At 66.7% G+C, this 18,144-nt stretch carries 21 protein-coding genes and 1 tRNA gene; 5 read left to right on the top strand and 17 right to left on the bottom strand.

From position 1 onward, the window contains the following. Positions 1 to 327: 327 nt before the first annotated feature. Complete coding sequence (locus J7528_RS22480) at positions 328 to 1,827, bottom strand: alkaline phosphatase (protein WP_291879236.1); 1,500 nt, start codon at positions 1,825 to 1,827, stop codon at positions 328 to 330. A gap of 85 nt (positions 1,828 to 1,912) precedes the next feature. Next, positions 1,913 to 2,944 (bottom strand): COX15/CtaA family protein, encoded by a 1,032-nt coding sequence (locus J7528_RS22475; RefSeq protein WP_291879233.1) that lies wholly within the window; start codon positions 2,942 to 2,944, stop codon positions 1,913 to 1,915. A 148-nt stretch (positions 2,945 to 3,092) separates the two neighbouring features. Between J7528_RS22475 and J7528_RS22470 the strand changes: the two genes are divergently transcribed. Together J7528_RS22470 and J7528_RS22465 are read left to right on the top strand one after the other, a co-directional pair. Beyond that, positions 3,093 to 3,344, top strand: a complete 252-nt coding sequence (locus J7528_RS22470) for a GlsB/YeaQ/YmgE family stress response membrane protein (protein WP_291879230.1) — start codon at positions 3,093 to 3,095, stop codon at positions 3,342 to 3,344. Next, the gene (locus tag J7528_RS22465; RefSeq protein WP_291879227.1) at positions 3,341 to 3,592 is read left to right on the top strand and encodes a DUF2842 domain-containing protein; all 252 of its coding nucleotides are present in this window, start codon (positions 3,341 to 3,343) and stop codon (positions 3,590 to 3,592) included. The genes J7528_RS22470 and J7528_RS22465 overlap by 4 nt, the downstream gene beginning before the upstream one ends. 65 nt (positions 3,593 to 3,657) lie before the next feature. On the opposite strand, the gene J7528_RS22460 is transcribed toward J7528_RS22465, so the two are convergent. The 7 genes from J7528_RS22460 to J7528_RS22430 all read right to left on the bottom strand — a co-directional run bounded on the left by J7528_RS22460 (position 3,658) and on the right by J7528_RS22430 (position 7,924). Beyond that, positions 3,658 to 3,734, bottom strand: a tRNA-Pro gene (locus J7528_RS22460). Between the two features lie 61 nt (positions 3,735 to 3,795). Further along, complete coding sequence (locus tag J7528_RS22455) at positions 3,796 to 4,218, bottom strand: MerR family transcriptional regulator (protein WP_291879225.1); 423 nt, start codon at positions 4,216 to 4,218, stop codon at positions 3,796 to 3,798. Between the two features lie 12 nt (positions 4,219 to 4,230). After that, complete coding sequence (locus tag J7528_RS22450) at positions 4,231 to 4,533, bottom strand: integration host factor subunit alpha (protein ID WP_291879223.1); 303 nt, start codon at positions 4,531 to 4,533, stop codon at positions 4,231 to 4,233. A gap of 199 nt (positions 4,534 to 4,732) precedes the next feature. After that, on the bottom strand, positions 4,733 to 5,710 hold the full coding sequence (locus tag J7528_RS22445; RefSeq protein ID WP_291879220.1) for a beta-ketoacyl-ACP synthase III: 978 nt from the start codon (positions 5,708 to 5,710) through the stop codon (positions 4,733 to 4,735). Next, positions 5,707 to 6,771 carry a phosphate acyltransferase PlsX gene (plsX, locus tag J7528_RS22440; RefSeq protein WP_291879218.1) on the bottom strand — a complete coding sequence of 355 codons (1,065 nt, stop codon included), beginning with the start codon at positions 6,769 to 6,771 and terminating at the stop codon, positions 5,707 to 5,709. Before plsX ends, J7528_RS22445 begins: the two co-directional genes overlap by 4 nt. A gap of 95 nt (positions 6,772 to 6,866) precedes the next feature. Continuing rightward, positions 6,867 to 7,409: a DUF177 domain-containing protein gene (locus J7528_RS22435; RefSeq protein ID WP_291879215.1), complete on the bottom strand. Its 543-nt coding sequence runs from the start codon at positions 7,407 to 7,409 to the stop codon at positions 6,867 to 6,869. Then, positions 7,394 to 7,924 (bottom strand): ubiquinol-cytochrome C chaperone family protein, encoded by a 531-nt coding sequence (locus J7528_RS22430; protein WP_291879212.1) that lies wholly within the window; start codon positions 7,922 to 7,924, stop codon positions 7,394 to 7,396. Before J7528_RS22430 ends, J7528_RS22435 begins: the two co-directional genes overlap by 16 nt. A gap of 120 nt (positions 7,925 to 8,044) precedes the next feature. On the opposite strand from J7528_RS22430, the gene J7528_RS22425 reads away from it, so the two are divergent. Then, positions 8,045 to 8,530, top strand: a complete 486-nt coding sequence (locus tag J7528_RS22425) for an outer membrane protein assembly factor BamE (protein ID WP_291879210.1) — start codon at positions 8,045 to 8,047, stop codon at positions 8,528 to 8,530. A 272-nt stretch (positions 8,531 to 8,802) separates the two neighbouring features. Next, entirely contained in the window at positions 8,803 to 9,345 is a 543-nt protein-coding gene (locus J7528_RS22420; RefSeq protein WP_291879207.1) for a response regulator, read from the top strand. 92 nt (positions 9,346 to 9,437) lie between these two features. On the opposite strand, the gene J7528_RS22415 is transcribed toward J7528_RS22420, so the two are convergent. The 7 genes from J7528_RS22415 to glyA form a co-directional block, all read right to left on the bottom strand. Next, on the bottom strand, positions 9,438 to 11,576 hold the full coding sequence (locus J7528_RS22415; RefSeq protein WP_291879204.1) for a sodium-translocating pyrophosphatase: 2,139 nt from the start codon (positions 11,574 to 11,576) through the stop codon (positions 9,438 to 9,440). Positions 11,577 to 11,840: 264 nt separating this feature from the next. Beyond that, on the bottom strand, positions 11,841 to 12,335 hold the full coding sequence (locus J7528_RS22410; RefSeq protein ID WP_291879201.1) for a hypothetical protein: 495 nt from the start codon (positions 12,333 to 12,335) through the stop codon (positions 11,841 to 11,843). A gap of 54 nt (positions 12,336 to 12,389) precedes the next feature. Next, positions 12,390 to 13,448, bottom strand: a complete 1,059-nt coding sequence (gene thiL, locus J7528_RS22405; protein ID WP_291879199.1) for a thiamine-phosphate kinase — start codon at positions 13,446 to 13,448, stop codon at positions 12,390 to 12,392. Continuing rightward, positions 13,408 to 13,857 (bottom strand): transcription antitermination factor NusB, encoded by a 450-nt coding sequence (nusB, locus tag J7528_RS22400; protein WP_291879195.1) that lies wholly within the window; start codon positions 13,855 to 13,857, stop codon positions 13,408 to 13,410. Before nusB ends, thiL begins: the two co-directional genes overlap by 41 nt. After that, a complete protein-coding gene (ribH, locus tag J7528_RS22395; protein WP_291879193.1) occupies positions 13,854 to 14,318 on the bottom strand; it encodes a 6,7-dimethyl-8-ribityllumazine synthase in 465 nt (154 codons plus the stop codon). The genes nusB and ribH overlap by 4 nt, the downstream gene beginning before the upstream one ends. Positions 14,319 to 14,382: 64 nt before the next feature. Beyond that, positions 14,383 to 14,856: a transcriptional regulator NrdR gene (gene nrdR, locus J7528_RS22390; protein ID WP_291879191.1), complete on the bottom strand. Its 474-nt coding sequence runs from the start codon at positions 14,854 to 14,856 to the stop codon at positions 14,383 to 14,385. Positions 14,857 to 14,888: 32 nt separating this feature from the next. After that, positions 14,889 to 16,175, bottom strand: a complete 1,287-nt coding sequence (gene glyA, locus J7528_RS22385) for a serine hydroxymethyltransferase (protein ID WP_291879188.1) — start codon at positions 16,173 to 16,175, stop codon at positions 14,889 to 14,891. Between the two features lie 164 nt (positions 16,176 to 16,339). Between glyA and J7528_RS22380 the strand changes: the two genes are divergently transcribed. Further along, a complete protein-coding gene (locus J7528_RS22380; RefSeq protein WP_291879186.1) occupies positions 16,340 to 16,783 on the top strand; it encodes a MucR family transcriptional regulator in 444 nt (147 codons plus the stop codon). Between the two features lie 99 nt (positions 16,784 to 16,882). On the opposite strand, the gene hemA is transcribed toward J7528_RS22380, so the two are convergent. Further along, positions 16,883 to 18,109, bottom strand: coding sequence for a 5-aminolevulinate synthase (hemA, locus tag J7528_RS22375; protein ID WP_291879183.1), 1,227 nt, complete (start codon positions 18,107 to 18,109; stop codon positions 16,883 to 16,885). Between the last annotated feature and the right edge of the window lie 35 nt (positions 18,110 to 18,144).

Raw genomic sequence — 18,144 nt, 5'->3', positions numbered from 1 at the left:
TTTGGGCCGGATCCAAACGCCCTCCCCCGCGACAGGGATGGCTATGATTGTGCGGCGGTTCTGAGTGCGGATCATTCGAAGGCGCGTAAAATCGACAAGGCGTTGATTTTGCTGGGTTCGATTTCGCGAACGCCGAGGATACAGCGCGCTCAATCCCCCTACGTCCGTCTCCCCGGCGAAAGCCGGGGGCCCAGATCGAACCCACGAGCGCTTCAGTCCCTGACCAGGCGTTGATCGCGAACGCCCCAGATGCTCAGGCTGTATCTGGGCCCCGGCTTTCGCCGGGGAGACGGGTTTGGGGTGAAGCTGGCCAGCCCCCCAGCCGAGTCAGCGCGACTGCTTCACAGCGTCCGCCTTCGCATCAAACCCGAACGCGTGCCGCATGACCTGGAAGATGTAGCTCTCCTCGACCACGCCGCGCAGCAGGAAGGCCTGAGGGCCGTCGGCGAAGACGCCCACATCCTCGCCGGCGTGGGCGGCGCTGGCCAGGTTCACCGTGGCCTGCTGGTGGTAGTCGATGTCGTCGGTGTCTTCCTTGGCCGGATCCTTGCGGGTGTCATTGCCTTCCGGACCGCCGGGACCGGTGGCGAACATCAAGGTGGTGTAGGCCTTGCCGTCGCCGGCCAGAACCGGTTCGCCCTCGTTGCCGGCCAGGCCCAGGATCGGCGCGTTGCGGGCGGCATAGCCCGAGATCACCAGGCCGTGGCTGTGGTCGGCGGTGACGACGACCAGGGTGTCCTTCAGGTCGACCTTGGCCAGCACGGCGTCGATCGCCTGCGAGAACGCGACGGTCTCGGTCAGGGTGCGCTTGGCGTTGCCCAGGTGGCTGCCCATGTCGATCTTGCCGCCCTCGACCAGCAGGAAGTAGCCGTTCGGGTTCTTGGACAGCACGTCGATGGCCGACAGGGCCATTTCCGACAGGGTCGGGACGCCCTGCCCCAGCACCGGACGCTCCACCTCGTACGGCAGGTGCTCGCCGGCGAAGAGGCCCAGCACGTGCTTGGTATCGGCCGGGATCGCCTTCAGCTGATCCGCCGTAGTGACGTAGGACGAGCCCGCGCCCTCGGCCTTCAGCCACTCGGCCGTCAGGTCGCGGCCGTCGGCGCGTTTGCCCACGTCCTTGCCGTCCGGCAGGAAGCGCGAGCGACCGCCGCCCATGACGACGTCCAGGCGCAGGGCGTCCGGGGCTTCGATCAGCTGGCGGGCGATGTCCTTGCAGCCGGCAGCCAGAGCCTCGGCCGGCATGTCGGCGTCGCCTTCCCAGTCGCGATAGGCGGTGTGGGCATAGGCGCCGGCCGGGGTGGCGTGGGTGACGCGGGTGGTGGTGACGACGCCGGCGGCGCGGCCGTTGGCCTTGGCCAGCTCGGCGACTGACGCGACGCTATTGCCCTTTTCGGTTTCGCACTTCTCGCCCAGCGCCGCGCCGGTCAGGCCGATGATCTTGTTGCGGGTCTTCACGCCGCTCATGATCGCCGTGATGCCGGCCGCGCTGTCGGTGACCTGGGTGTCGTGGCTGTAGGTCTTGGAGAGCGCCGAGTACGAGAGCTTCTCGAAGGCCAGCGAATTGGATTCGCCGTCCACGCCCTTCAGCTGGCCGTCATATATGCGGCCGGCCGTGACCGTCGAAATGCCCATGCCGTCGCCCAGGAACAGGATGACGTTCTTGGCCTTGCCCGTGTTGGGGACCACGGCCAGCTGCTTGGCCAGAGCGGCCTCGCCGGCCTTGTAGTACGGGTCGTTGGCGCTGGCGGAGGCCGGCGCCTGAGCCAGGGCGATGGCGGGAACGGCGGCGGTCGCGACCAGGGCGAGAACAAGCGAGCGGATCAAGGCCAAGCTCCATGAGGAATCGGCCTTCGTTTGCGCCCGGCGTGTGACAGTTGTTCCGGGGCTTTGTTGCACGCCCCGGAAAACCCTAAGGCCTGCGCACCCGCCAGGCGAAGGCCGTGGCCGTGGCCAGCAGCAGCGCCGCGCCGGCCTGGTGCAGCACGCCCAGGGCGATCGGCACCGAGGCCATCAGGGTCCAGATCCCTAAGCCCGCCTGCAGGGTGACGACGATCGCCACAGCCAGACCCGCGGCCTTGCTGCCCGCCGCCAGCGGACGGTCGCGGCGGACCAGCACGCCGATGGCGATGCCCGCCGCGAACAGGGCGTAGGCGACCAGGCGGTGATGCAGCTGCACCGCGCCTTGGCTATGAGCCAGCGTGCCCCAGAAGCCCTTCCCGACATACTCGGCCGGGAAGAAGGCCCCGTTCATCAGCGGCCAGTCGTTGTAGACGAGGCCCGCGTCATTGCCGGCCACCAGCGCGCCCAGCAGGCTCTGGAAGAACACAGCCCCCAGGAAGGCCAGGGCCCAGCCGCGCCAGGCCGAGCGTTCCTCGACCCGCGGCGAGCCGCTCCAGGCGTCCAGCGCCGTCCAGATCAGGACGACGAACAGGGCCAGCGCCAGGCCCAGGTGGATCATCAGCCGCTCGGGCGCGACCGAGACGCGCTCGGACAGGCCGCTGGAGACCATCCACCAGCCGACCAGCCCTTGCAGGCCGCCCAGGCCCAGCATGACCGCGCAACGCGCGATCAGGCGGCGCGGGATGTCGCGGCGGATCAGGAAGACGGCGAACGGGATCGCGAACACCACGCCGACCGTGCGGCCCAGCAGGCGGTGCGCCCATTCCCACCAGAAGATGCCCTTGTACCCTTCCAGGGTCATGTCGGGGTTCACCAGCTGGAACTGGGGGATCTTCTTGTAGAGCTCGAAACTCTCGCGCCAGGCCTGCTCGGACATGGGCGGCAGCGCGCCCATGATCGGCTTCCATTGGGTGATCGAGAGACCGGAGTCCGTCAGGCGGGTCGCGCCGCCAACGACGACCATGGCGAAGACCATGGCGGCGACGATGAAGAGCCAGATCGCGACGGGGCGCGAACGGTCGGAACGCAGGAAAGACGTCATAGGGCCTGAAAAGCGTCACTAGTGGGCCGAAATGCGGCGCAACCTCCCTACGCCCCCCGCTTGCCCGCATCAATGTTTCTGTGGCTCAGCATGACGGCGCCGTGACTTCGTGCGAGAAACGAGGTCTCGCGTGGGGGCGGAGAAGACAATGAGCGGCATGGGCGTATTCGCGGCGGCGGTGATCGGCATCCTGGCCGGCTGGATCGCCGACATCGTGCTGGCCCGCCGGCACTCGCTGTTCATCAAGCTCTTGATCGGCGTGATCGGCTCGTTCATCGGAGCGTTCATCGCCTCGCGCATCGACCTGCACCTGGCCGGCTTCGCTGGCGAGCTGCTGGTCTCCAGCGTCGGCGCGATCCTGTTCCTGGCCGTGCTCGGCCTCTTCCGGAGAACCGCGTGAGCGCCCCCCAGAGTCCTGCCCGCATGATTCCCGCGCGCCTGCGCAAGTTCCTGGGCTCGATCGCCGTGATGGCGGTCCTGTTCGCCTGGATCTGGGCCTTTACCAGCCTGTACGACCGACTGCCGTCGAACCGCTTCGTGCACCTGATCTATTTCGTGGCGCTGGGCATGGGCTGGATCCTGCCGGTGATCCCGCTGATCTCGTGGATGGGCAAGGCCGACAAGCCGCTGGACGTGGGCCAGCGCTAGACCTGGAAATGAAAAAGGCCGCCCCGAAGGGCGGCCTCTCGTCTTCCGTTACTTCCCGAAGGAAATGGTCGGAGCGACAGGATTCGAACCTGCGACCCCTTGACCCCCAGTCAAGTGCGCTACCAGGCTGCGCCACGCTCCGACGGAAGAGGCGCTCTTATAGGCGCCGCTCTCCGGTTGGGCAACAGCGATTTCGGACGAAATTAGGGGCGGCTCAAAAGGCCGTCGAGACGGGACTTGATGGCCGTCAGATCGTCCAGCGCGAAGGCCAGGCGATTGCGCGCCTCACCATCCAGCCGCTGCGGGGCCGGGGCGTCATAATCAAAGTCGGGATCCAGGCTGGCCGAGCCGTTCGAGCCGATGCCGGCGGCGATCACCTGCGCCAGGCCCTGGTCGCGATGCAGTTTCTGCACGCCCTTGATGGTCAGGCCTTCGCTGTGCAGCAGGGTGCGGACGCCGTTCAGCACGGCCACGTCCTGTGGGCGATAGAATCGCCGCCCGCCCGCCCGTTTCATCGGGCGGATGAAGGAGAACTTGGTTTCCCAGAAACGCAGGACGTGCTGCGGCACGCCCAGCTCGTCGGCTGCTTCGGAAATCGTGCGGAAGGCGTTGGGCCCCTTCGCCACCGCATCGAATCCTTAGCCGCCGAGGGCGCGATCGATTCGCGCCTTCATGACTTGGGAGGCGCGGAAGCCGATCACCCGACGGGGTTCGATCTCGGCCGGCTCGCCGGTCTTGGGGTTACGCCCCATGCGGGCCCGCTTGGCGCGGACCTGGAAGACGCCGAATCCGGAAAGCTTGACCGTCTCGCCCTCTTCGAGCGCCTCGGCCACGAGATCCAGGGTGCGCTCGACCAGGCCGGCGCAGTCCTGACGGGTCAATCCGACCTCTTCATGGACCGCCTCGCACAGGTCGGCCCGGGTCAAAGTAGCGCCCTTCATGCAACCCCCTTCACGCGTATCCTGGCGGCCCGAAGGACCACCTACGATGGAGCACTGGCGGTAAACCTGGGTTCGTCGCGACCGCCCTCAACGGACCGCGCCCAAATTCACCGACGACCTCATGCCGTGATTATCGCATGAAGTCAAAGGCTCAACGTCAGGAGTTCAAGCCCGTGCGCAAGCACGCGCAGCTTGACCGTTAAAGGCGCAGAACGCAGGCGCCCCAGGTCAGGCCGCCGCCCATGGCTTCCAGCAGCAGCAGGTCGCCCTTCTTGATTCGACCGTCCTTCACCCCGTGCGCGAAGGCCAGCGGGATCGAGGCGGCCGAGGTGTTGGCGTGGATGGCGACGGTCGAGATCACCTTTTCCTCGTCGATGCCGCAGCGATGGGCGACGCCGGCCAGGATGCGCTGGTTGGCCTGGTGCGGGATGAACCAGTCGACATCGGCCACCTCGACGCCGGCATTGGCGGCCGCCGAGTGGATGGCTTCGGAGATGTTGACCACGGCGTGCTTGAAGACCTGGTTGCCCAGCATCCGCAGCTTGCCGACCGTGCCGGTCGTCGAGACGCCGCCGTCGACATACAGCAGGTCCTGCTTGGTCCCGTCGGCGCGCAGGGCGAAGCCCAGCATGCCCTGGTCGTCCGTGGTCCCCTGCCCCTCGCCCGGCTCCAGCACGATCGCGCCGGCGCCGTCGCCGAACAGCACGCAGGTGCCGCGATCGCTCCAGTCCATCAGGCGGGTCATGGTCTCGGCGCCGATGACCAGGGCGCACTTGGCGTGGCCGCGGGCCACGAAGCCATCGGCGACGCTCAAAGCATAGACGAAGCCCGAACACACGGCCTGGACGTCGAAGGCGATGCCGACCGGCGCGCCCAGCTTGCGCTGGACGATGGTGGCGACCGCCGGGAAGGTCAGGTCGGCGGTGGTGGTGGCGACGATGATCAGGTCGACATCGGCGGCGGTCTTGCCGGCCGCTTCCAGCGCTTCCTTGGCGGCCTCGAAGGCCAGGTCCGAGACCGGCTGGTCGTCGGCCGCTTGGTGGCGCTGGCGAATGCCTGTGCGCTCGACGATCCACTCGTCGCTGGTGTCGACGAACTTGGCCAGGTCCTCGTTGGTCACGACCTTGGGCGGCAGATACGCGCCGACGCCGGTCACTACGCTACGGATCACGCTCACTCGGCCGCTCCCTGCTCCGACGTCGGAGCTTCGTCCTTGGCCGCGGCGGCGGTCAGGCGCTTCAGATTTCTGTCGATCTCGGCGCGGAAATCGCTGCGCGCGAGGTTGGTGGCGACCCGGATGGCCGACTCGAAGCCGTTGGCGTCCGCGCCGCCGTGGCTCTTCACCACGATTCCGTTCAGGCCCAGAAGCGGCGCGCCGTTCACCCGGCCGGGGTCCAGGCGCTTGCGCATCTTGGAGAGCGCGCCCGAGGCGATCAAGGCGCCCATCATGGCCAGCGGACCCGAGGTCAGGGTGGACTTGATCTCGTTAGTGAAGAACCGCGCCAGGCCCTCGGCCGTCTTCAGGGCCACATTGCCGGTGAAGCCGTCGGTGACGACGACGTCCACGGTGCCGTAGGCGATGTCGTTGCCCTCGACGAAGCCGTGATAGTCGAAGTCCAGCTTGGTCTCGCGCAGGATAGCGTGGGCTTCACGGACTTCCTCGTGGCCCTTCTGGTCCTCGGAGCCGACGTTCAGCAGGCCCACGGTCGGGCGTTTGTCGCCGTGCACCGCGTGGTGGTAGGCCGCACCCATGATGGCGAACTCGACCAGCTGCTCGGCGTCGCTCTCGACATTGGCCCCGACGTCCAGGACCGTGGTCACGCCCTTCATATTGGGCCAGTTGGCGACGATGGCCGGCCGCTCCAGATCCGCGCCCATGCGCAGGATCAGCTTGGAGATGGCCATCAGCGCGCCGGTGTTGCCGGCCGAGACGCAGGCGTGGGCCTGCCCCTCGCGCAGGGCCTCAACGGCGTTCCACATCGACGAGCCCTTGCCCCGGCGCATGGCCTGGGCGGGCTTTTCGTCCATGCCGATGGCCTTGTCGCAGTGACGGACTTCGCTGACCGCCTTGGCCTTAGGATGCTTGGCCAGCTCCGCCTCGATCGCCGCCCCGTCGCCGTGCAGCAGGAACCGCACGCCCGGCAGCGCCTGGCTGGCCTGGGCGATGCCGGGCACGACGATGGAAGGGCCGTGGTCGCCGCCCATGGCGTCGACGGAGATGACTACGGATTGGGACACGTGGCGCTTAGAGCTCCGGCAGGCGGCCCGGCCGCCCTCAAGGCGGCGGACGATACATCCGCGTGAATATCACGCAAGCGGTCGAGTCGGGCCGTTTAGCCGTCCTTATCCGTTGATTTGAGGCTCTTCAGCGCCGCGAACGGAGAAAGTTCGACCGGTTCGGGCGGTTGAACGAAGACCGCGCCCGGCTTGCGGGGGAACGGATCCAGCTCCAGCGCCAGGTGCTCGATGACATAGCCCGAGACATCGACCTTCTCGCCTTCCAGCACGTCCGGCGGATCGTCGGCGTCCGGATCGACGCCCAGGTCGCCGCTCTCTTCGCCTTGCGGCGCGTTCTTGCTGTTGGCCGGCAACACCCGCAGATCGAAGCGCGCGTCGATCGGGGTTTCGAAGTCGTCGGCCGTGGCGCTGCAGGTCTGGACCACGCGAGCGCGCAAGACGCCGGAGACCTCGGCGCCATCCAGCCACGAGGTCAGGAACACCTCGGCGGTCAGGGCTTCCAGGCTGACCAGATCCAGTTGCTTGGCGATCGCCTTGCGCTGCTCGGCCGAGGGCTCGAGCTTCAGCTTCACGGCGCCACGGTCGACCTGGGCCAGCGGGATCTCGCAAGGCCAGGGGGCGGTCACGGGGTCGGCCAAGTCACGTCTCCTTGCAGCACGGCGTCCAGCGGCTGTTCCGCCAGCGCCTTGCGCGTCTTGATCACATAGGCGGTCAGGGCGGCGACATCACCCTCCCCGCGCTCTTCAAAGGCGTTGCGAGCCAGGAAGGCGCCCACGGCGGCCTCGTCCGGCAGGCTCGCCACCGCCTCGTCATAGGCCTTCAGGCGGCCATAGAAGGCGCCGGCCAGCTTCTTCATCTTCTTGCCGACCGAGGTGTCCGACACCCCGATCTCGCGGAAAGCGTCGTCCAGGCCCTTCACATAGGAATCGAAGACGGCCTGCGAGGTCTCGGCCGCCGCCTCGCCCTGCCCCTTCAGTCGCTCGACCAGGAAGATGACATGCAGGCTGAAGAGCTCGAAACGGCCCTCCATCGAGTCGCGGACGCCGAAGTCACGATAAAAGGTCGCGGATCGCGCCTGCCCGACGGCTCCAGCATAGAGCTTGGCCCCCGCCGCCTTGGCGGGCCTGGGCTTGAGCCACCGATCCAGAAACATGAAACGCCTCGATTTCGCCGCGACATCCCGCTAGACGCGGGGTCCGCTTTCACGCGGGCATTGAACTAAGCTCCCGCGGGCGATAGGTCAAAGTCTGCATTTTTCCGGTTCGGAGCCTCGATGTCTCGCCCCGCCGTTTTCGCCGCCGCCATTCTCGGCCTGGCGATCGCCACTTCGGCCTGTACGCCGCTGACCAGCTACTCGGGCTTCCAGGCCATCGAGGCCAAGCCCGCCGACATGAAGGTGGGCGAAGACTCCAAGTCGACCCTGATGGAAAAGCTGGGTTCGCCGTCGGTGGTTTCGACCTTCGACCAGAACACCTGGTACTACATCTCGCAGACCACCGACCGGGTGGCCTTCTACATGCCGCGCGTGATCAAGCGCGACGTCGTGGCCATCAAGTTCAACCCGGCCGACGAGAAGGTCGCCTCGGTGAACACCTACACGCTGAAGGACGGCAAGGTCATCGCCTATAACGGCCGTGAGACCCCGACCCGCGGCCGCGAGATGACCATCCTGGAACAACTGCTGGGCAACGTCGGTCGCGGCGGCATGCTCCCGCAAGACGACGAGGCCCCGGGCCAGCGCCCTGGCGACCGCCGCTAGGTCAGCCAGCAAAACGTCGACAACTCGACAGATTAGAAAAGCCGTTCACCGCAAGGTGGGCGGCTTTTTCGCGTCCGGAGTGCAGGAGCCACCGAAACCTACTCAAAGACGTGAGTAAACCACGCCGGTTCATTCTGAATTCAACGTTCACCTTCTTAATTCAAACAAGTAACCGCGCCTTCAACACTTCATAAACCCGAAATGGGCCAACGTCGGACTCTGATCTCCAAGGTTTTGGAGAACGAATTCATAGCGGCGGTGGGAGGCGCACTATGGAGGGAATGGATCTTCGTGACGTCGCCATTCTGCTGGTCGACGACAACGCCAACATGCGCAAGGTGGTCAGCCAGATCCTGAAGGCGGCCGGCGTGCGCAAGATTCGCGAGGCCAGCGACGGCCTCGAGGCGTTGAAAATATTCCAGTCGCAAGAGATCGACCTGATCTTCACCGACTTGATGATGTCGCCGGTCGACGGTCTGGCGTTCATCCGCTGGATCCGCACATCGACGGCCAGCCCCAACCCCTATGTGCCGGTCATCATGATGACAGGCCACGCCACGCAGCGCTCGCTGAACGACGCGCGGATGGCGGGCGTGACCGAGTTCCTGGCCAAGCCGCTGACGGCGCGCGGGGTCATGCACCGGATCAATGAGATCGTGAACAACCCCCGCCCCTTCATCCGGGCGACCGAATATTTCGGCCCCTGCCGGCGCCGGCGGATCGACCACGACTTCCAGGGCGTGGAACGCCGTGGCGCGGCCCCGGTCGAAATCCAGGACGCGTTGTCGGAGATGGATCTCGAGGACGTCTACTGAGATCTCCTCAGTCCCCGAAAACAAGACGTTCTCAAGCAAAACGCCCCGGAGTTTCCTCCGGGGCGTTTCTCTTTTCAGCCTCTGACTTGAGATCAGACGCCGTGGGCCAGCACCGCCAGCAGCAGCAGGGCCACGATGTTGGTGATCTTGATCATCGGGTTCACGGCCGGACCCGAGGTGTCCTTATAGGGGTCGCCGACGGTGTCGCCGGTGACGGCGGCCTTGTGGGTGTCGCCGCCCTTTTTGTGAACCACGCCGTTCTTGTCGGTGAAGCCTTCCTCGATCACCTTCTTGGCGTTGTCCCAGGCGCCGCCGCCGCTGGTCATCGAGATGGCGACGAACAGGCCGGTGACGATCACGCCCATCAGCATGGCGCCCAGCGCCGCGAAGGCGTCGACCTTGCCGGCGATGGCGTTGATCACGAAGAACAGCACCACCGGCGAAACGACCGGCAGCAGGCTGGGCACGATCATCTCGCGGATGGCGGCCTTGGTCAGGATGTCGACGGCCTTGCCGTACTCGGGCTTGACCTCGCCGGTCATGATGCCCGGGTTCTCGCGGAACTGACGACGCACCTCGGCCACGACCGACTCGGCCGCGCGACCGACGGCGGTCATCGACAGGCCGCCGAACAGGAACGGCAGCAGGCCGCCGAACAGCAGGCCGACCACGACGTAGGGGTTCGACAGGTCGAAGGTCACCGCGCCGATGCCGTGGAAGAAGCTGCCAACCGCGGCGTTCTCCGAGAAGAACTTCAGGTCCTCGGTATAGGCGGCGAACAGCACCAGGGCGCCCAGGCCGGCCGAACCGATGGCATAGCCCTTGGTCACGGCCTTGGTGGTGTTGCCCACGGCGTCCAGGGCGTCGGTGGTGACGCGGACCTCCGGCGGCAGGCCGGCCATCTCGGCGATGCCGCCGGCGTTGTCGGTGACCGGGCCGAAGGCGTCCAGGGCGACGATGAAGCCGGCCAGCGACAGCATGGTCGTGGTGGCGATGGCGATGCCGAACAGGCCCGCCAGATTATAGGTCACCACGATGCCGACGATGATGGTCAGGGCCGGCAGGGCCGTGGATTCCAGCGACATGGCCAGGCCCTGAATCACGTTGGTGCCGTGACCCGAGACCGAGGCTTGGGCGACCGACTTCACCGGGCGGAAATTGGTGCCGGTGTAGTACTCGGTGATCAGCACGATCAGCGCCGTGACGGCCAGACCGGCCAGGCCGCAGTAGAACAGGTTGTTGGCGGTGAACATCTGACCATCCAGCTCGACCGGGGTCGGGACCAGCTGATGGATCACCCACCACACCGCCGGGATCGACAGCAGGCCGGTGATGATCAGGCCCTGGTACAGGGCGCCCATGATGTTCTGGCTCTTGCCCAGGCGGACGAAGAAGGCGCCGATGATCGAGGTGACGATGCAGACGGCGCAGATCGCCAGCGGCATGATCATCATCGACCCGACGACGTCGGTGCCGCCGAAGAAGATCGCCGCCAGGACCATGGTGGCGACCGTGGTCACCGCATAGGTCTCGAACAGGTCGGCGGCCATGCCGGCGCAGTCGCCGACATTGTCGCCAACGTTGTCGGCGATGGTGGCGGCGTTGCGGGGGTCATCCTCCGGGATGCCGGCTTCGACCTTGCCCACCAAGTCGCCGCCCACGTCGGCGCCCTTGGTGAATATGCCGCCGCCCAGACGGGCGAAGATCGAGATCAGCGAGGCGCCGAAGCCCAGGGCCACCAGCGAGTCGACCACCACGCGGTCGGTGCCTGCGTGGCCGGTCGACAGCAGCAGCGCGTAGTAGCCCGCCACGCCGATCAGGGCGAAGCCGGCCACCAGCATGCCGGTGACGGCGCCGGAGGTGAAGGCCATCGACAGGCCCTTGGCCAGGCTCTCGGACGAGGCCTGGGCCGTGCGGACGTTGGCGCGGACCGAGATCAGCATGCCGGCGAAACCGGCGGCGCCCGACAGGATGGCGCCGAGGGCGAAGCCGACGGGCTGCTCCCAAGATTTGAAGAAGAACGCCAGAACGGCGATCACCACCACGCCGACGATGCCGATCGTTGTATATTGGCGGTTCAGATAGGCCTGGGCCCCTTCCTGGATCGCCGCGGCGATCTCCTGCATTCGTGCATTGCCGGCCGAGGCCCGCATCAGACTGGCCGATTGTACGGCGCCGTAAAGCACCGCCAGCAGCCCGGCCCCGATGGCCAGATTAAGCCAAAGACTCATTAGGTTCTTCGCCCCTTCGCGCTTTCCAAATCACGAGGGGTGCGCCGGTCCCGGCGGCTGGAGGCTCGAGCGAGCGCCAAAAAATGACGAACGCCAAACCGCCGCCTGGATCGACGGGCGGGCCTTTGGCCTCGTGCCCCCTCGATGCTCCCTGAATGACCGCCGAACGGCGTCATCCAAATGAGACTGTCAGATGGTCGGGAGGCGCGCAACCCGTGTCGGCGCAAGCGTTTGGCGAGGCAAAGCTTGGCAGTTCGGGCGGAATCAGGGGTTCAAAGGGCCTTCGCCGCTCGTGTTGGCGGCGCTGGCCTTGGGCGGCATCAGCTGTTGGCGGGGGATCTGCTTGACGATCTCGACCGACGCGACCTTGCCCTTGCCGAACAAGGTGTTGCACTGGCTGAGCACGAAGCTGGTCAGGCGCGGGCCGTCGACTTCCTTCCAGCTGTCGGTGCGGGTGAAGGGCGTCTTGTAGGCGGCGCGGACGATGGCGTCGCGCAGCACCGGCTCCTGGTCCTTGAAGGACTCGACCTCGGCCCCCGAGGCCAGCTTCAGGGTCATGGCCACGAAGACGTAATTGACGATCCGGCCATTGGCGATGATCGGGATGGTCATCGAGCCCAGCTTGTAGGTGGGATCGAGGGCCTGCTCCCCGCCTTCCTTCTTCTCCTTCTTGCCGCTGCTGGCGAAGGCCGGAGCGGCGACAGCGCTGAGCGCGGCGGCGAGCAGGAAGCGGCGCGAGGGCGTACGGAGAGCGGTCATGGGTCCTTCCCATAACCGACAGGCCTTGAGATTAACCTAACCGCGTTCTCGCGTTTAGCCGTGCAGCCAGCCCAGGCGGGACGGCGTGACATCACGGCCCTTGTAGTAGGCGCTGACCCCCTCGCCTTCCACGAACTCGCCGATCTCGCTGACCTTCACGCCGGCGGCGGCCGCCGCGATGCGGAAGTTCCAGGCCTCATTGGGGTCGACGGCGCAGATGATCTCGTAGTCATCGCCGCCGGAAGCCAGCGAGATGCGGCCCTCGACCTGCTCGGGCTGCTGGTCCAGCCAAGCCTGGCCGCCGGGCGACAGCGGCAGGCGCTCCAGGTCGACCCGGACACGGCAGCCGCTGGCCTTGGCGATGTGGGCGCTGTCGGCCAGCAGACCGTCGGAGACGTCGGCGGCGGCCTTGGCGTGGACGCGCATGGCGTCACGCAGGGTCACGCGCGGCTCGGGCTGGCGATAGCGGCGCAGCATGGCGCCGTCGGCGTCCATGACCTCGCCCCACTGGGCCAGGAGGCCCAGCCAGCCGTCGCCGATCGTGCCGGAGACCATCAGGCGGTCGCCAGGCTTGGCGCCGCGACGCAGGATGGCCCCGCCTTGCGGCGCCCAGCCCAGAAGCGTGGCGGAGACCACCAATGGACCCGAGGTGGTGACGGTGTCGCCGCCCAGCAGCGAAATGTCGAAAGCCGCGCCATCCTCGGCCAGGCCCCGGGCGAAGGTCTCGCGCGAGGCGACGTCCGAGCCCGAGGGCCAGCCGACGGCCAGGAAGTAGCCGTAGGGCTCGGCGGCCTTGGCGGCCAGATCCGAGAGATTGGTGCGCAGCAGCTTGCGCGCCACGACGTCCAGGGCCTCGTCGGCCAGGAAGTGCACGCCGGCGACCATGGCGTCCTTGGTGATCACCAGGTCATAGCCCGGACGCGAGGGCAGCACGGCCGCGTCGTCCAGCAGGTCCAGCGCCACCGGATCGCCGCGCGTCAGCGGGCGAAGCAGGCGCTCGATATGGTCGAATTCCGTCGCCGGCGCCACCGCCGTGGGCGGGGCGTCGTCTTCGGCGAACCAGTCGTCTTCGTCAGTCTCGTGCATCACGTGCGATCGCGTCGAGGGCGCCATTGATGAAGCCTGACTCGGGTCCTTCGAAAAAGGATTTCGCGATCTCTACGTATTCATTGATGACGACTTCGGTCGGAACGTCCGGCCGGAACATCAATTCGAAGGCTCCGGCGCGCAGGACGGCGCGGGCCGTGGCGTCCAGGCGCTCCAGCCGCCAGCCCGAGGCCAGACGCTTGACGATGCCCTGGTCGACCTTGGCCTGGTTGCTCACCACGCCCTTGGCCAGCTCGGCGAAGAACTTCTCGTCGGCGGCGGCCAGGCGCTCGCCCTCGACGTCGCGGTCGAAGCGGTGCTCGCCGAACTCGCGGACCACGGCGTCGACGCCGGCGCCCGAGACTTCCATCTGGTACAAGGCCTGGACGGCGGCGAGGCGCGCCACCGAGCGCGGTTGGATGCGAGCGCCGCTCATCGGGCTTGTCCTAGCAGTTGACGCTTCAGAGCGATGGTTTCGAGGCACGCCTTGGCGGCCGCGCCGCCCCGGTCGCCTTCGCTGACCCGCGCGCGGGTCCAGGCCTGGGCCTCGTCGTCGACGGCCAGTACGCCGAACCCAATCGGCAGGCGCTTGCCCACGCCCAGGTCCTGCAGGCCGCGAGCGGTCTCGTGAGCCACCAGCTCGAAATGATAGGTCTCGCCGCGAATGACCACGCCCAGGGCGACATAGCCGTCGTAGCGCACGCCGACGGGCTTGTGGCCGGCTTCTTCGGCCAGGGCGATGGCGGTCGGAAGCTGCAGCGCGCTGGAGACCGTGATCACGTCATACTCGGCGCCCTGGGCCTCGATGGCCTGGGCGGCTCCGCGCAGCAGCTCGTCGGAGATCCCCGAATGGCTTCGGCCCTCCACGATCAACAGGCGGATGTTGTCTTCAACCATCTAGCTCGAATCTCCACGGCCACGCTAACCGCGCGACCAAAAGCACACATCAGGGATTAACGAACTATAGCTCGTCTTCGGCGACGTCGCTCAGACCTTCTTCGGTCAGGAACTTGGCGAAGTCGCTCGTCTCCTTGAAATCCCGGTAGACCGAGGCGTAGCGGACATAGGCCACGTCATCGAGCGATTTCAGCGCCTTCATGACCATTTCGCCCACCGCCGACGACGGAAGCTCGGTTTCGCCCATGCTTTCCAGCTGCCGGACGATGCCGTTGATCATCCGTTCGATGCGCTCGGCCTCGACCGGACGCTTCTGGGTCGCCAGGGCGATCGAGCGGACCAATTTGTCGCGGTCGAACGGCGAACGGCGGCCCGAGCGCTTCAGGATGATCAGCTCGCGCAGCTGGACCCGTTCGAAGGTGGTGAAGCGACCACCGCACTCGGGGCACATGCGGCGACGGCGGATGGCCGCGCCGTCTTCCGACGGACGGCTGTCCTTGACCTGGCTTTCGGCATGGCCGCAGAAGGGGCAACGCATGATGTGGCCCCTCCCGCGAGCCTGAAGGCCAATTAGTTGTAGATCGGGAAGCGGGCCGTCAAGGCCAGCACTTCTTCGCGCACCTTGGCCTCGACCTCGGCATTGCCTTCCGGACCATTTGCCGCAAGCCCGTTGACCACTTCGCCGATCAGCTCGCCCACGCGGGTGAACTCGGCTTCCTTGAAGCCGCGCGTGGTGCCGGCCGGCGTGCCCAGGCGGATGCCCGAGGTGATCGTGAACGGCGCGGTGTCGAACGGCACGCCGTTCTTGTTGCAGGTCATGTGGGCGCGCTCGAGGCTGTGCTCGGCGTCGCGGCCCGTCACGCCCTTGGGACGCAGGTCGACCAGCATCAGGTGGCTGTCGGTGCCGCCCGAGACGATGTTGACGCCCGACTTCAGCAGGGCTTCCGACAGCGCCTTGGCGTTGGCGATGATCTGCTTGGCGTATTCCTGGAACGACGGCTGCAGCGCTTCACCGAAGGCCACGGCCTTGGCGGCGATGACGTGCTCCAGCGGACCGCCTTGCAGGCCCGGGAAGACGGCCGAGTTGACCTTCTTGATGATCGCCTCGTCGTTGGTCAGCACCATGCCGCCGCGCGGACCGCGCAGGGTCTTGTGGGTCGTGGTGGTGACGACGTGGGCGTGCGGGATCGGGCTGGGGAACACGCCACCGGCCACCAAACCAGCGAAGTGGGCCATGTCGACCATCAGATAGGCGCCGATCGAGTCGGCGATCTCGCGGAACTTGGCGAAGTCGATCTCGCGGCTGTAGGCGCTGCCGCCGGCGATGATCAGCTTGGGCTTCTCGCGCTGGGCGATCTCGGCCACGCCGTCATAATCGATCAGCTGGTCCTGCTGGCGGACGGTGTAGCTGATCGGCTTGAACCACTTGCCCGACTGGTTGGCCGGCGAGCCATGGGTCAGGTGGCCGCCGGCGGCCAGGTCCATGCCCAGGAACGTGTCGCCCGGCTGCAGCAGCGACATGAACACCGACTGATTGGCCTGCGAGCCCGAGTGCGGCTGAACGTTGGCGAAGGCCGCGCCGAACAGCTTCTTGGCGCGCTCGATGGCGATCGTCTCGATCTCGTCGACGAACTCACAGCCGCCGTAGTAGCGCTTGCCGGGATAACCCTCGGCGTACTTGTTGGTCAGGATAGAGCCCTGGGCCTCCAGCACCGCCTTCGAGACGATGTTTTCCGAGGCGATCAGTTCGATCTGGTTCTGCTGACGGTCCAGCTCGCGACCGATGCGGTCGAAGATATCACGGTCCGCGGTGGCGAGGTCCGCGCCAAAAAAGGCGCTGGTGTTGGATTGGGTCATGACGCTCTCCAGGCGTTTGGGGGAGTCAGCAGAGGCGCCCTCTTTAACGGGTAAGGCGCGGCGATCAATCTCGGAACCACATGCAAAGCTGTGCGTTGCAGTCGCGTAGGGCGGCGCTGACCGCCCGCGACAGAACATCTGCAACAACAGTAGTGGGGTTTCTCATGGCGTCTCAGGGCGGCGGCACGGACACGGCGAACGACAACGACGTCGACATCCTGGGGCTCAGCGCCGAGATCGTAGCGGCCTATGTCGGCCAGAACACAGTGTCCCAGACGGCCATTCCCGACCTCATCCGCACGGTTCACGAGGCCCTGACCTCGCTGAGCAACGGCGGCGAGGCGCCGCGGCCGGTCGAGAAGGCTAAGCCGGCGGTGCCGGTGGGCCGCTCGGTGCAGCACGACTACATCGTCTGCCTGGAGGACGGGAAGAAGCTGAAGATGCTGAAGCGCTACCTGCGCTCGCATTACGACATGAGCCCCGAGGAATATCGTCGCAAGTGGGGCCTGCCGCCCGACTATCCGATGGTGGCCCCGGCCTACGCGGCCCGTCGCTCGGACTTCGCCAAGAAGATCGGCCTGGGCAAGGGCGTGCGGCGCGGCAGCTGATGCGCTGAGCTCGAGACATGCGAACGCCGCCGGACTCCGGCGGCGTTTTTCGTTTCGACGATGTGTGGTTCGGTCGAAGTAGAAGGTGCGTCTGTTCCTTTAGGCCGCGTGGCCGCCCATTCGGGCGACGTTGCAGTGGGCCCACAGCTTTTCCATGGCCGAGACCAGCTTGCGCATCATGTCGTCGGAGTGGAACGGCGTGGGCGTGAAGCGCAGGCGCTCGGTGCCGCGCGGCACGGTCGGATAGTTGATCGGCTGCACATAGACGCCGTGATCGGCCAGCAGCATGTCGCTGATCATCTTGGTGTGGACGGGGTCGCCGACCAGCACCGGGACGATGTGGCTTTCATTATCCATCACCGGCAGGCCAGCGGCCTTGAACATGGCCTTCAGGGTCGCGGCGCGCTCCTGATGGATCTCGCGCACTTCCGGGTGCTGCTTCAGCCAGCGGACGCTGGCCAGGGCGCCGGCCACCAGGGCGGGCGGCAGCGAGGTGGTGAAGATGAAGCCCGAGGCCATCAGGCGGATGGCGTCGATCACCACGGCGTCGCCGGTGATGTAGCCGCCCATAACGCCGAACGCCTTGCCCAGCGTGCCCTCGATGATGTCGATCTCGCCCATCAGGCCTTCGCGCTCGGCGACGCCGCCGCCGCGCGGGCCGTACATGCCGACCGCGTGGACCTCGTCCAGATAGGTCATGGCGCCGTACTTCTTGGCCAGGGCGGCCGTGGCGCGGATGTCGGCGATGTCGCCGTCCATCGAATAGACGCTCTCGAACGCCACCATCTTGGGCGCGTCGGCCGGAGCCGCGGCCAGCAGTTCCTCGAGGTGCGCCAGGTCGTTGTGACGGAACACCTTGCGCGGACCGCCGCCGTTGCGGATGCCGGCGATCATCGAGGCGTGGTTCAGCTCGTCCGAGAAGATGATCAGGCCGGGCAGGATCTTCTGCACCACCGACAGGGTCGCTTCGTTCGAGACATAGCCCGAGGTGAACAGCAGGCCGGCTTCCTTGCCGTGCAGATCCGCCAGTTCCTGCTCCAGCAGGACGTGATCGTGGTTCGTGCCCGAGATGTTGCGGGTGCCGCCCGAGCCTGAGCCGTGTTCGTCGACGGCCGCCTTCATGGCGTCCAGCACGATCGGGTTCTGGCCTTGGCCCAGATAGTCGTTGCTGCACCAGACCACGACTTCGCGCTCCGAGCCGTCCTGGCGGGTCCAGGTGGCCCGCGGGAACTGCCCACGCTGACGCTTCAGGTCGGCGAAGACGCGGTAACGGCCTTCTTCGCGGATCTGGTCGACGGCGCTGCGGAACGCGGCTTTGTAGTCCATGTCGATCTTTCAAACCGCCGGGCGATCGTCCGACG

Origin of the sequence: Caulobacter sp. (assembly GCF_017744445.1) — a bacterium.
In the GTDB taxonomy this organism is placed as follows: Bacteria; Pseudomonadota; Alphaproteobacteria; order Caulobacterales; family Caulobacteraceae; genus Caulobacter.
The sequence above is the reverse complement of the archived record's forward strand: the minus strand, read 5'-3'. Positions and strand labels throughout refer to the sequence as shown.

Coding starts and splice junctions, on each gene's coding strand:
- J7528_RS22420 (WP_291879207.1), top strand. CDS start 8,803: ATGGAGGGAATGGATCTTCGTGACGTCGCCATTCTGCTGGTCGACGAC.
- J7528_RS22475 (WP_291879233.1), bottom strand. CDS start 2,944: ATGACGTCTTTCCTGCGTTCCGACCGTTCGCGCCCCGTCGCGATCTGG.
- J7528_RS22470 (WP_291879230.1), top strand. CDS start 3,093: ATGAGCGGCATGGGCGTATTCGCGGCGGCGGTGATCGGCATCCTGGCC.
- thiL (WP_291879199.1), bottom strand. CDS start 13,448: ATGGCGCCCTCGACGCGATCGCACGTGATGCACGAGACTGACGAAGAC.
- J7528_RS22430 (WP_291879212.1), bottom strand. CDS start 7,924: ATGTTTCTGGATCGGTGGCTCAAGCCCAGGCCCGCCAAGGCGGCGGGG.
- ribH (WP_291879193.1), bottom strand. CDS start 14,318: ATGGTTGAAGACAACATCCGCCTGTTGATCGTGGAGGGCCGAAGCCAT.
- J7528_RS22380 (WP_291879186.1), top strand. CDS start 16,340: ATGGCGTCTCAGGGCGGCGGCACGGACACGGCGAACGACAACGACGTC.
- J7528_RS22425 (WP_291879210.1), top strand. CDS start 8,045: ATGTCTCGCCCCGCCGTTTTCGCCGCCGCCATTCTCGGCCTGGCGATC.
- J7528_RS22450 (WP_291879223.1), bottom strand. CDS start 4,533: ATGAAGGGCGCTACTTTGACCCGGGCCGACCTGTGCGAGGCGGTCCAT.
- glyA (WP_291879188.1), bottom strand. CDS start 16,175: ATGACCCAATCCAACACCAGCGCCTTTTTTGGCGCGGACCTCGCCACC.
- hemA (WP_291879183.1), bottom strand. CDS start 18,109: ATGGACTACAAAGCCGCGTTCCGCAGCGCCGTCGACCAGATCCGCGAA.
- nrdR (WP_291879191.1), bottom strand. CDS start 14,856: ATGCGTTGCCCCTTCTGCGGCCATGCCGAAAGCCAGGTCAAGGACAGC.
- J7528_RS22410 (WP_291879201.1), bottom strand. CDS start 12,335: ATGACCGCTCTCCGTACGCCCTCGCGCCGCTTCCTGCTCGCCGCCGCG.
- nusB (WP_291879195.1), bottom strand. CDS start 13,857: ATGAGCGGCGCTCGCATCCAACCGCGCTCGGTGGCGCGCCTCGCCGCC.
- J7528_RS22415 (WP_291879204.1), bottom strand. CDS start 11,576: ATGAGTCTTTGGCTTAATCTGGCCATCGGGGCCGGGCTGCTGGCGGTG.